General features: G+C 65.4%; 10 protein-coding genes. 9 read left to right on the top strand and 1 reads right to left on the bottom strand.

Features of this window, described 5'->3' with window-relative positions; translation table 11 throughout:
* Positions 1–5 precede the first annotated feature (5 nt).
* The 6 genes from argE (at position 6) to RBB46_RS05290 (ending at position 7,162) form a co-directional block, all read left to right on the top strand.
* Positions 6–1,166 carry an acetylornithine deacetylase gene (gene argE / locus RBB46_RS05315; RefSeq protein WP_306027857.1) on the top strand — a complete coding sequence of 387 codons (1,161 nt, stop codon included), beginning with the start codon at positions 6–8 and terminating at the stop codon, positions 1,164–1,166.
* 251 nt (positions 1,167–1,417) lie between these two features.
* Positions 1,418–3,001 (top strand): ABC transporter substrate-binding protein, encoded by a 1,584-nt coding sequence (locus RBB46_RS05310; protein ID WP_306027856.1) that lies wholly within the window; start codon positions 1,418–1,420, stop codon positions 2,999–3,001.
* 169 nt (positions 3,002–3,170) lie between these two features.
* Complete coding sequence (locus RBB46_RS05305; RefSeq protein ID WP_306027855.1) at positions 3,171–4,148, top strand: ABC transporter permease; 978 nt, start codon at positions 3,171–3,173, stop codon at positions 4,146–4,148.
* Between the two features lie 9 nt (positions 4,149–4,157).
* Positions 4,158–5,126, top strand: coding sequence for an ABC transporter permease (locus RBB46_RS05300; RefSeq protein ID WP_306027854.1), 969 nt, complete (start codon positions 4,158–4,160; stop codon positions 5,124–5,126).
* A 27-nt stretch (positions 5,127–5,153) separates the two neighbouring features.
* Complete coding sequence (locus tag RBB46_RS05295; protein ID WP_306027853.1) at positions 5,154–6,140, top strand: ABC transporter ATP-binding protein; 987 nt, start codon at positions 5,154–5,156, stop codon at positions 6,138–6,140.
* The gene (locus RBB46_RS05290) at positions 6,137–7,162 is read left to right on the top strand and encodes an ABC transporter ATP-binding protein (protein ID WP_306027852.1); all 1,026 of its coding nucleotides are present in this window, start codon (positions 6,137–6,139) and stop codon (positions 7,160–7,162) included. Before RBB46_RS05295 ends, RBB46_RS05290 begins: the two co-directional genes overlap by 4 nt.
* Positions 7,163–7,266: 104 nt before the next feature.
* On the opposite strand, the gene RBB46_RS05285 is transcribed toward RBB46_RS05290, so the two are convergent.
* Entirely contained in the window at positions 7,267–7,923 is a 657-nt protein-coding gene (locus RBB46_RS05285) for a DUF5701 family protein (RefSeq protein ID WP_306027851.1), read from the bottom strand.
* Positions 7,924–8,241: 318 nt separating this feature from the next.
* On the opposite strand from RBB46_RS05285, the gene RBB46_RS05280 reads away from it, so the two are divergent.
* From RBB46_RS05280 to RBB46_RS05270, 3 genes are all read left to right on the top strand, one after another.
* On the top strand, positions 8,242–10,509 hold the full coding sequence (locus tag RBB46_RS05280; protein WP_306027850.1) for a cation-translocating P-type ATPase: 2,268 nt from the start codon (positions 8,242–8,244) through the stop codon (positions 10,507–10,509).
* A gap of 107 nt (positions 10,510–10,616) precedes the next feature.
* Positions 10,617–12,416 (top strand): IlvD/Edd family dehydratase, encoded by a 1,800-nt coding sequence (locus RBB46_RS05275; RefSeq protein WP_306027849.1) that lies wholly within the window; start codon positions 10,617–10,619, stop codon positions 12,414–12,416.
* Positions 12,417–12,515: 99 nt separating this feature from the next.
* Positions 12,516–12,797, top strand: a complete 282-nt coding sequence (locus tag RBB46_RS05270) for an SCP2 sterol-binding domain-containing protein (RefSeq protein WP_306027848.1) — start codon at positions 12,516–12,518, stop codon at positions 12,795–12,797.
* The last annotated feature ends 40 nt before the right edge of the window (positions 12,798–12,837 follow it).

Below are 12,837 nucleotides of genomic sequence, written 5' to 3'. Positions count from 1 at the left end.
CGATCATGGCCGAACGTTACTCCGCACAGGAGATGCTGGCGCGTCTCGTTTCTTTCCCGACGGTTTCCGCGCGCAGCAATCTCGACCTCATCGAGTTTGTCGAGAGCTACCTCGCCGGACATGGCATCGCCTCGATACGGGTACCCGATGCGACGGGCACCAAGGCGGCCCTGCATGCGGTCGTCGGACCTCACGTCGACAACGGCGTCGTCCTGTCCGCGCACACCGATGTCGTCCCTGTCGAGGGGCAGGCATGGTCGAGCGACCCCTTCACGCTGCGCGAGGCCGACGGCCGCCTCTACGGACGCGGCACCTGCGACATGAAGGGTTTCGCGGCACTGATGCTGGCCGCCGTGCCGGACATGGCGGCCGCTCCGCTGACCCGGCCCGTTCATCTTGCCTTGTCCTATGACGAGGAACTTGGCTGCCTGGGCGCCCCGCCGATGATCGACAACATGCTGTCGGACGGCCCGCGGCCGGCAATGGCCGTCATCGGCGAGCCGAGCAGCATGCAGGTGATCACCGCGCACAAGGGTACCGCCCTGCTGCAGGTGTCCGTGCGCGGCCATTCCGTTCATTCCAGCCAGTGGGATCGCGGCGTCTCGGCCATCGCCAATGCGGCGCGCATCATCGCCTGGCTCGATGACCGGACCCGCGAGAACCGCGAGCGCGCCGATCCCGGCCTCGTCATGGATCCGCCCTTCACCACCCTTCATTGCGGCGTGATAGAAGGTGGCACCGCCGCCAACATCATGGCCCGGTCCTGCAAGTTCGTCGTCGATGTGCGCACCGTGCCGGGCGAAACCCGCCAGATGTGGCAGGCGCGGCTCGAGGAATTCGTCCGTGACACGATAGAGCCCTCGATGCGGCAGATTCACGCCGACACGGGCGTGAGCATCGAGTGCATCGCCGATTCTCCCGCCCTTGCGGAGGAAACGGATGGCCCTGCCGAAGGCCTGGCGCGCCGGTTGACGGGTGACAACGGCCGGCACATGGTCGTCTACGGGACGGAAGCGGGCCAATTCCAGGAGCGTGGCATCTCCTCCGTCGTCTGCGGCCCGGGCTCGATCGACCAGGCCCATCAGCCCGACGAGTTCATCGAGATTGCGCAACTCGCAGCCGGCGAACGTTTCGTTTCGCGCTTGATCTCCGATCTTTCCCGCTGACCATATGCCACACTAGGCGCACGACCGCGGCACCCGCGTATTCCGCGAGTACGCGCGATTCCGGCACAAGCTTACGTAGCGCAACTTTCCATCCCTCCGCAGCCCTTGGCAAAGCACGCTGGACGAGGGCTCGCGAGCTTGCTTAGATGCAGGTTCCGGGCTGTCGCCACGACAGCTCAAGAAGCACGGGAACGACGCTGGAGAAACCGGCGCGAACCGTGCCTTCCAGAACGAAAAGTCATGAGGGGACTATGCGCATCAAAACGACAGTGGCCACCGCGGCGCTCGCAGCGACGCTGATGGGAACGGCCGCATCGGCCGAAACACTCCGATACGCCTTCCAGGGAACGCTCAACCAGCTCGATCCCTATACGCTCAACGAGACCTTCACGCTCGGCTCGCACGGCAATGTCTATGAAGGACTGACCCGCCGCGCGCCGGACCTGACCATCGAGCCAGCCCTTGCCGAGAGCTGGGAAGTGGTCGAACCGAATCGTTGGCGCTTCCATCTGCGCAAGGGCGTGAAGTTCCACAACGGCAACGACTTCACCGCAGACGACGTTGTCTTCTCCGCCGAGCGCGTGCGCTCGGAAGGCTCCGACCTGACCAGCCGCATCGGCGCCGACGTCAAGGTCGAGAAGGTCGACGACCACACCGTCGACTTCATCCTGCCCGGCCCGAATCCGATCCTGCACTACGAGTGGGACACCTGGTACATCATGGACAAGGAGTGGACCGAGGCGAACAACGCCGTGAAAGTCACCTCCGCATCCGACACCACGCCGAATCACGCCGCGCTCAACGCCAACGGCACGGGCTCGTTCAAGGTTGTCAGCCACGAGGCCGGCGTGAAGACCGTGTTCGAGAAGAACGAGAACTGGTGGGACAAGCCCAAGGGCAACATCGACCGCGTCGAGTTCACGCCGATCGGCTCCGATGCCACGCGCGTCGCCGCATTGCTGTCCGGCGAGCTCGACATGGTCTATCCGATCCCGGTGCAGGACATCAAACGCGTCAACGACAATGCCGGCACCAAGGCGCTCACCGGTCCGGAACTGCGCACCATCTTCCTCGGCTTCGACCAGAAGCGCGACGAGCTGCTCTACTCCAGCGTCAAGGGCAAGAACCCGTTCAAGGACGTGCGGGTGCGCAAGGCCTTCTACCAGGCCATCGACATCAACGCGATCAGCGACAAGGTGATGCGCGGCCTGTCGACGCCCTCGGCGCTTCTGATCTCGCCGTTCCAGTACTCGCGCTCCGACGAGTTCGAGCGCTATCCCTATGATCCGGAAGCGGCAAAGGCCCTGCTTGCCGAGGCTGGCTATGGCGACGGGTTCTCGGTCGGCATGGATTGCCCGAACGATCGCTACGTCAATGACGAGGCGATCTGCCAGGCGGTCGCCTCCTTCCTTGCCCGCGTCGGGATCAAGGTCGACCTGAATGCCCAGCCCAAGGCGCAGTATTTCGCCAAGGTGCTGGCCTCGAACGGCTACGACACCTCCTTCTATCTGCTCGGCTGGACGCCGGGCTCGTTCGACAGCTGGAACGTGCTCCACAACATCACCGGCTGCCGCGACGACAAGGGCAAGGGCGGTCCGTTCAACCTGGGCGGCTACTGCAACCCGAAGGTCGACGAGCTGTCCGCTCAGATTCTCGTCGAGAACGATCCCGTGAAGCGCGACGAGCTCATCGCCCAGGCCTTCACGATCATTCACGACGACGTCTCGCACATCCCGCTTCACCAGCAGGGTCTGGCCTGGGGCGTGTCGGACAAGGTTGAGGTCGCACAGCGCGCCGACAACCAGTTCCACTTCCGCTGGGTCGTGAAGAACTGACGTAGCTCATGCGTATTCGGCAGCCCGGTCACCGTGACCGGGCTGCCGCTTTTCTCATGATCGGTCGGGGACAAGCGGTCGGCCTCCGCCGGCTGTCTCAATCACTGCCGCCAGCGCGCGGACATGCCGGTATCCGCACGCAGCCACGTCCAGCCGAAGCAGGGGCACCATGCTTGCCTTCACCATTCGCCGCCTTGTCCAGGCCATCCTGGTCATGCTCGTGGTGGCACTGATTTCATTCACCCTGTTCCGCTTTGTCGGTGACCCCGTCAACCAGATGGTCGGTGTCGAGACGACACCGGAACAGCGCGAGGCCCTGCGTGAGCGGCTCGGACTGAACGATCCGATGCTGACCCAGTTCGGGCGCTTCATAATCAATGCCGCGCAGTTCGATTTCGGGACCTCCTACCAGTTTCGCCAGCCCGTCGCCGAGCTTATCGGCCGGCGGCTTCCAGCGACGCTGGAACTGTCCATCGTCTCGGCGATCTTCGCCTTGTTCGTCGGCATACCGATGGGCGTCTATACCGGGCTCCATCGGGACAGCATCCTGTCAAAACTCTTCCTGTCGATCTCCCTGATCGGCATCTCGCTGCCGACCTTCTTCATCGGCATACTTCTCATCTTCCTGTTCTCGGTCACCTTGCAGTGGCTGCCGAGTTTCGGCCGCGGCGACGTCGTCCAGCTGGGCTGGTGGTCGACCGGCCTGCTCACATGGGGTGGCATCAAGGCGCTGATCCTGCCGGCCATCACGCTCGGCCTCTTCCAGATGACGCTGATCATGCGCCTGGTGCGCTCGGAAATGCTGGAAGTGATCCGCACGGACTACATCAAGTTCGCCCGTGCCCGCGGCCTGCGCCAGCGCAGCGTCAACTTCCGCCACGCATTGAAGAACACGCTCGTTCCGGTGATCACCATCACGGGGCTGCAGCTTGGCTCCATCATCGCCTTCGCGATCATCACCGAGACGGTGTTCCAGTGGCCCGGCATGGGCCTTCTGTTCCTGCAATCCGTGCAGAATGTCGATATCCCGATCATGGCCGCCTACCTGATGCTGATCGCCTTCCTGTTCGTGACCATCAACCTGATCGTCGACCTGCTCTATTTCCAGGTCGACCCGCGCCTGCGCGCCGAGCGCGCGACGCATTAGGAGAGTCCCATGCCCATCGCCACCGGAGAGGAAGCCAAGGAACCCGTGCCGGCCGGCCCGGTTCCGCGCGGCATGCTCGCGCGCATCCTCGACAGCGACATCCTGCATTCCTTCCTGCGCTCCAAGGTCACGATCGCCTCCGCCATCGTGACGCTTGTCTTCTTCATCGGAGCCGCCTTCGCGCCCTGGATTGCCCCGCACAATCCCTTCGACCTTGCCAGCATCTCCATCCTTGATGCCCGCGTGCCGCCGATCGGCATGGACTATCATGACCCGCGCTTCCTGCTCGGCACCGACGACCAGGGACGGGACGTCTTTTCCGGCATCCTCTACGGCGCCCGAATCTCGCTGGCCGTCGGCTTCCTGTCGGTCCTGTTCGCCGGTGTCGTCGGCGTGCTGCTCGGGCTGATCGCCGGCTATGTCGGCGGCAAGGTCGACGCCATCATCATGCGTATCGCGGAGGTCCAGCTCACCTTCCCCGCGATCCTCATCGCGCTGCTTGTCGACGGCGTCGCACGGGCACTGTTCGGCAATCTCGACCGCGAACGCTTCGCCTTCTGGATCCTGGTCTTCTCCATCGCGCTGTCCTTCTGGGTGCAGTTCGCCCGAACCGTGCGCGGCTCGACCCTGGTCGAGCGCAACAAGGAGTATGTCCAGGCAGCCCGACTGATCGGCATCCCTCCCTTCCTGATCATGGTCCGGCACGTGCTGCCCAACGTGATCGGGCCGGTTCTGGTCATCGCAACGATCAATCTCGGCCTTGCCATCATCACCGAGGCGACGCTCTCCTTCCTCGGTGTCGGCATTCCCCCGACACAGCCCTCGCTCGGCACGCTGGTGCGGATCGGCAACGATTTCCTGTTCTCCGGCGAATGGTGGATCGCGATGTTCCCCGGATGCGCGCTCGCCGTCCTGGTGCTTGCCGTGAACCTGCTTGGCGACTGGCTGCGCGACGCGCTCAACCCGAAGCTGCGCTGACATGAACACGAAGCGAAACGGCGGAACATGACCCAGCCTCCCCTGCTCTCCGTGAAGGACCTGCGCGTCGAGTTCCCGACGCGGCGTGGCATCCTCACCGCCATCGACGGCATTTCCTTCGACCTGCGCGAAGGCGAGGTGCTCGGTGTCGTAGGCGAATCCGGCGCCGGCAAGTCGATCACCGGCACGGCCGTCATCGGCCTTCTGGAGCCTCCCGGGCGCATCGCCGGCGGCGAGATCCGCCTCAAGGGCGAACGCATCGACAACCTCTCCCAGCCGGCCATGCGCAAGCTGCGCGGCAAGCGCATCGGCATGGTCTTCCAGGACCCGCTGACCAGCCTCAATCCGCTCTTCACCATCGGCGACCAGATCATCGAGACGATCCTCACGCATCTTCCGGTGTCCGAGCGCGAGGCGCGCGACAGGGCCGTCGCCCTCCTTGAGGAGGTCGGCATCCCGGCCGCCGGCCAGCGCCTGAACGCCTATCCGCACCAGTTTTCCGGCGGCATGCGCCAGCGCGTCGTCATCGCGCTGGCGCTGTGCGCCGAGCCGGAACTGGTCATCGCCGACGAGCCGACCACCGCGCTCGACGTCTCGGTTCAGGCACAGATCATCCGCCTGCTGCAGCGCGTCTGCCGCGACCATGGCACGGCCGTCATGCTGATCACCCACGACATGGGCGTGATCGCCGAAACCGCCGACCGCGTCGCCGTGATGTATTCCGGCCGGATCGCCGAGATCGGACCCGTGCGCGACGTCATCAAGTCGCCGAGCCACCCCTACACGATCGGCCTGATGGGAGCGATCCCCTCCCTCACCGGCGATCACGAGCGGCTCACCCAGATCCCCGGCTCCATGCCCAGGCTCGATTCGATCCCCGCCGGCTGCGCCTTCAATCCGCGCTGTTCACTGGTCATGGACCGGTGCCGGAGCGAACGACCCCAGCTGATCGCTGCCGGCGAAAGCCAGGCCGCGTGCTGGAAACTTCTTGAAACCGAAAGGGCGGCCGGATGACGAGCGCCAGCACCACCGAAGCGTCCGCTGTCGTCGAGGTCACCGCCCTGTCGCGAACCTTCGACGTCTCCAAGCCATGGCTGAACCGGGTGCTGGAACGCTCGCCCAAGGCCTTCCTCAAGGCAGCTCAGGAGATTTCCTTCTCGATCGATCGCGGCGAGACCTTCGCCCTTGTCGGCGAATCCGGTTCCGGCAAGTCGACCGTCGCCAAGATGGTGGTGGGGCTGCTGGAGGCCAGTTCCGGCGCGATCCGCATCGAGGGCGTCGACATGCGCTCGCGCAAGCAGTCAGGCGCGGAAATGCGCGACCTGCGCCGGCGCATCCAGATGATCTTCCAGGACCCCTACGCAAGCCTCAATCCGCGCTGGCGGGTCGACCGGATCATCGCCGAGCCGATCCGGGCCTTCAGGCTGGAGACGTCGGAACAGGCGATTTCGGCGCGTGTCGGGGAGCTGCTCGAGCTCGTCCGCCTGCATCCGCGCGATGGCGCCAAGTATCCGCACGAGTTCTCGGGAGGTCAGCGCCAGCGCATCTGCATCGCCAGGGCACTTGCCTCAAAGCCGGAATTCCTGGTTTGCGACGAACCGACCTCGGCGCTCGACGTCTCGGTCCAGGCGCAGATCCTCAACCTGATGAAGGATCTGCAGGACGAATTCCAGCTCACCTATCTCTTCATCAGCCATGACCTGGCCGTCGTCCGCCACATGGCGCGGCGCATCGGCGTCATGTATCTGGGCCGGCTGGTCGAGGTCGCGGAGAGCCACGACCTCTTCCGCAATCCGCGCCATCCCTATACCCGCATGCTGCTCGCCGCGATCCCCGACCTGGAGATGACCGGCCAGCCGCGCCGCACGGTGGAGGGAGAGATCCCCAACCCGATCAGCCCGCCGACCGGCTGCGCCTTCCATCCCCGCTGCCCGCTCGCCAACGCGCGCTGCGCAAGCGAACTGCCTGTCTTCCGCAACGACGGCGCAATGGGCGTCGCCTGCCACGCGGTCGAGGAAGGCCGCACGGCGCCCTGAGCGCCCACCGCCGGAAAGGCCCGCCGGAAGGATCCAGGCAGAGAACCGGCAGACCGGCAAGGCAAACCGGCAGGCCGGAGCACAAGTGCGGCGAGCAGGGCGCACTACAGCTGTTCGCCTACGCGCAAGGCCGCGGAAGCTGAACCCAGCCAAGTGTGGATGTTCCTGTCCCAGCACCAACCAAGGCGAGGACGACCTTTGCTGAACCAGATGGAAGGTACGCGCTGATCGCCCGGTTTCCGCGAGCCGGCCATTTGAATGCAGTTGAAGTTTTTCTTGTCCGCCAACAGCTCCGGATGTTGCATCGCGAGCGCAACCCCCTCCCCCATGGTCAGAGGCGTTCTGCCACGTTGTCTGATGATCGCCAGCGAATCCTCCGGACTGACGTTCAGGAGATCCCGACCGGTGTCTATATCGAGCAGGAGATAAAGTTCGCCTTCAGGGAGCTGAATTCCGTCAATCGCCTGAAATGCATCAGGCGACAGCGGCGTCATCTCCACGACGCCTGTCGCGGACTTTGCTTCGATCCGGGCCATCGCACTCGCGAGGTTCACAAGGCCGGGGCGAAAGGCGATGCATAGCGGGACATTGCCCGAGACCGGGATCTCCCCGGCATCCCCGGCAGAACCGGACGATGAAGCCAGCCGTTGCACTCTCGAGAGGAAATCCTCTTCTCCAAAACGACATAGCTCGTGAAATCCATTGTCCAGAAGCGTCTTCGCCTGGCGTTCGAGACAGGCGCTCGGTTGGAGAAGGGACATAATCGCTGCGCTCCTGAGATGGCATCGAATGGGCTCAAGGCACCGGGTTCCTCCTCAATTTAAGGGACGGAACCGGGATTTCACGTTGCCATTTTGTTCCAGATCGCGAGATCGCCCCCTTTCCGAAGGGTTTTCCAACGCACGTGACCTGCCGCCGCCATCGGACGGCAAGTGGATCAACCCTCTGGCCGCCCTCCACCTCGGTACCGCGTATTTCAACCCTTGACCTTCCATTGACTGGAAGGCCTATCTCCTGTTCTGGAGTTGAACAGGGCTTGTCCGCCAGCATCCGGACGGCCCGCACCGGAGATCCGTCACATGTCACAGGCAACCCTCGAGGCCGACGCCCCTGCCGGCGCTCCTCGCCAGGCACATGCTCAACCGCGCGAGGGCACCGTCTTCCATCTCGATGTCGGGGGCATGACCTGCGCCGCGTGTTCGGCGCGGATCGAAAAGGTGCTGGGCCGCAAGCCCGGCGTCCTGCGCGCCTCGGTGAACCTGCCGCTGGAGACCGCGCTGGTGGAAACCGATGGCAGCCTCGATGCCGCCGGCATCGTCGCCGTGATCGAGGCGACCGGCTACACCGCCAGCGAACGGCCGACCGGGTGGCAACAGGAAAAGCGCCGGCAGGACGAGAACGAGGCACGCGCCCGGTCGCATGAGCGCCGCACCTTGATGCTGCTGGTGCTGTCCGCCGCATTGTCCCTGCCGATGGTCGCCGGCATGGTCGGCGCGCCCTTCGGGGTGATGCTGATGCCGCCCGCCTGGCTCCAGGCGGTGCTGGCCGGCATCGTCCAGGTTCTGGTCGGCCGCCGCTTCTATGTCGGGGCTTTCAAGGCGCTGGCGAATGGCGGCGCCAACATGGACGTGCTCGTCGTCCTGGGAACGACAGCGGCCTATGGTTATAGCCTCGCGCTGACCGTTCTGGCCTGGCCGCAGGCGCCCGGCCATCTCTATTTCGAGGCGTCGGCGGTGATCCTCACGCTGATCCTGTTCGGCAAGCTGCTTGAGGCGCGGGCCAAGCGCACCACGACGGCAGCGGTGCGCGCGCTCAGCGACCTGCGCCCGCAGGTCGCCCACCGCCTGACCGGCGACACGCTGGAGACGGTTCCCGTCGAGCATCTCTTCCCTGGCGATCACATCGTGGTCAAGCCGGGCGAGCGCGTTCCCGTCGACGGCACCGTGTCTGCCGGCGAAAGCGAGGTCGACGAGTCGCTGCTGACCGGCGAAAGCCTGCCTGTCGCCAAGGCCGCGGGCAGCGCCGTGATCGGCGGCACCGTCAACGGATCCGGCTCGCTCACCGTGGAGGCCACCGCGCTCGGCGGCGACAGCAAGCTCGCCGCCATCATCCGCCTCGTCGAGGCGGCGCAGGGCTCCAAGGCCCCTGTGCAGAAGCTCGTCGATCAGGTCTCGGCGGTGTTCGTGCCGGTCGTTGTCGTCGTCGCCATCGCCACGTTTGCCGGCTGGTGGCTTGCCGGCGCCAGCCTCGACGCGACCGTCGGCGCGGCGGTTGCCGTCCTCGTCATCGCCTGCCCCTGCGCGCTTGGCCTTGCCACCCCGACGGCGCTCGTCGCGGGAACGGGCGCAGCGGCCCGTGCCGGCATTCTCATCCGCGACATCGAGGCCCTGGAGGTCGCCCACAAGGTGGACACGGTCGTCTTCGACAAGACCGGCACGCTGACGCTGGGCGCGCCCCGGGTCACCGACATCCGCGCCTTCGACGGCAATCCGGACCGGATCCTGCGGATCGCCGCGACCGCCCAGCAGCCCAGCGAGCACCCGCTGGCCTCGGCCATCGTCGGGGAGGCCCGGGAACGCGGCCTGCAGGTCTCCCAGCCATCTTCCTTCCGTGCCGTTCCCGGCCAGGGCATCATCGCCGAGATCGCCGGCGAAACCGTCCTGATCGGCAACCAGCGCCTGCTGGAAGCCCATGGCGTCGACACGTTCCTGACCCGTCAGATCGCACGCGAACTCGAGGCCGACGGCAAGACCTGCGCCAGCATCGTCGTCGCCGGGCGCGCCGTCGGCGTCATCGCCATGGCCGACACGGTGCGCGAGGAAACGCCGGAGGCCCTGTCCCGGCTGCGCGAGCTCGGCATCGAAACGGTCATGCTCACCGGCGACACGGAAGCGGTTGCCCGCACCGTGGCCGATCGCGTCGGCATCGCCCGTGTCGTCGCCGGCGTTCCCCCGGAAGGCAAGTCGGACACGGTCGCGGACCTCATCTCGCAAGGCCGCACCGTTGCCATGGTCGGCGACGGCGTCAACGATGCCCCCGCCCTTGCAGCCGCCAGCATCGGCATCGCGATGGGATCGGGCGCCGAAGTGGCGATGGAGACCGCCGGCATCACGTTGATGCGCTCGCGGCCCGACCTTGTCGCCGATGCGGTCGGCATCTCCCGGGCGACCGTGCGCAAGATCCGGCAAAACCTTTTCTGGGCCTTCGTCTACAATGTGGTCGGCATTCCGCTTGCCGCGTTCGGCCTCCTGACACCGGCCTTTGCCGGCGCCGCCATGGCGCTGTCATCGGTGTCGGTCGTCACCAATGCCGCGCTTCTGCGACGCTGGAAGGCCAAGGCCCGCTGACTGACGGCAAGGAAGCGAAGAGCAGTCGGGCCAAAGGAAAACGGTCATTGACGGGAATGATCTTGTATTACAAATAGAGGACCCCAGCCACGAGCCCGGAGACAGGAATGACCGACAGAGACCCGAAAGCCCTTCGTTCCCGTGCCTGGTTCGACAATCCCGACGACCCCGGAATGACCGCGCTCTATATCGAGCGCTACCTGAACTACGGCCTGACCCGCGAGGAACTGCAGTCGGGCAAACCGATCATCGGCATCGCCCAGACCGGCTCGGATCTCTCGCCCTGCAACCGCCATCACATCGAACTGGCGAAGCGCGTGCGCGAGGGCATCCGGGAAGCCGGCGGCATCTGCTTCGAGTTTCCCGTCCATCCGATCCAGGAGACCGGCAAGCGGCCGACCGCCTCGCTCGACCGCAACCTGGCCTATCTCGGCCTTGTCGAGCTTCTCTACGGCTATCCCATCGACGGCGTCGTTCTCACCATCGGCTGCGACAAGACCACACCTGCCTGCCTGATGGCGGCGGCAACCGTCAACATTCCCGCCATCGCGCTGTCCGTCGGTCCGATGCTGAACGGCTGGCACCGGGGCGAGCGCACCGGTTCGGGCACCATCGTGTGGAAGGCGCGCGAGATGCTGGCCGCCGGCGAGATCGACTATGCGGGCTTCATGGATCTCGTCGCGTCCTCGGCACCATCCGTGGGCTATTGCAACACGATGGGCACGGCCACGACCATGAACTCGCTGGCCGAGGTGCTTGGCATGCAGTTGCCGGGCTCGGCCGCCATACCCGCGACATATCGCGAGCGTGCGCAGATGTCCTACCAGACCGGCCTCAGGATCGTCGACATGGTCTGGGAGGACCTGCGCCCGTCCGACATCATGACCCGCGAGGCCTTCGAGAACGCCATCGTCGTGAACTCGGCCATTGGCGGCTCGACCAACGCACCGGTCCATCTCAATGCCGTCGCCAGCCATCTCGGCGTGCCACTCGACAATGACGACTGGCAGCGCATCGGCCATCACGTCCCGCTGATCGTCAACATGCAGCCGGCGGGCGAGTATCTGGGCGAGGACTATCACCATGCCGGCGGCGTTCCGGCCGTTGTCGCGGAACTGATGAAGGCGGACATGCTGCCTCACCCGCAGGCCCTGACGGTCAACGGCCGCAGCATCGGCGACAATTGCCGCAAGGCGGAGAACCTCGACACCCGCGTCATCCGCCCGGTTTCCGAGCCGATGGTCGACAAGGCCGGCTTCCTCAACCTGAAGGGCAATCTCTTCGACAGCGCGATCATGAAGACCAGCGTGATCTCGAAGGAGTTCCGCGACCGCTACCTCTCCAATCCGGACGATCCGGAGGCCTTCGAGGGCCGCGCCATCGTCTTCGAGGGGCCGGAGGACTATCATCACCGCATCGATGATCCGACGCTCGAGATCGACGAGCACTGCCTGCTGTTCATTCGCGGCACCGGCCCGATCGGCTATCCGGGGGGCGCCGAAGTCGTCAACATGCAGCCCCCCGCAGCCCTCATAAAGCGCGGCATCCACGCCATGCCCTGCATCGGCGACGGACGACAGTCCGGCACGTCCGGCTCGGCCTCGATCCTCAATGCCGCCCCGGAAGCTGCCGCCGGCGGCGGACTCGCCCTGCTGCGGACCGGTGATCGGGTGCGCATCGACCTGAAGGCCTGTACCGCAAACATCCTGATCGGCGATACGGAACTTGCCGAGCGACGGGCCGCGCTCGAGGCCAGCGGCGGCTTCCCCTATCCCGCCCACCAGACCCCCTGGCAGGAAATCCAGCGGGCCCTCGTCGACCAGTTCGACAAGGGCATGGTGCTGAAGCCGGCGGTCGCCTATCGCGACGTCTCCCGCACGAAGGGCACGCCGCGCGACAATCACTAGCGCGGTGGATTTCCCGCAAGGCCGAGCTTGACGGTTACGTAAGCGTCATGCTTTCTGGAGCCGGCCTGCCGGACGGATCCGGCGATAGGGAGACAAGACATGAGCCTGAACGAACTGACCGAGGCAGTGCGCGGAAAGGTGGCCGGCGGCGGCATCTCCGACAGCGTGAAATTCGATTGCGGCGATGCCGGCGTCATTTACGTCCAGGGATCGGAAGTCACCAATGAGGACAAGGACGCCGACTGCACCATCACCATCTCGCAGGAGAACCTCGCCGACCTGCTCGCCGGCGAGTTGAACCCGACGATGGCGTTCATGTCCGGCAAGATCAAGGTCGCCGGCGACATGAGCGTCGCCATGAAGCTCGGCAGCATCGTCTGAACAGGCGGATTCCGCGCGCCCGCTGGGGTCGCCGCGGACC

The organism is Stappia sp. MMSF_3263, from assembly GCF_030733745.1.
GTDB lineage: Bacteria > Pseudomonadota > Alphaproteobacteria > Rhizobiales > Stappiaceae > Stappia.
Note: the sequence above shows the minus strand (reverse complement) of the source record. Positions and strands in the feature narration are given on the sequence as shown.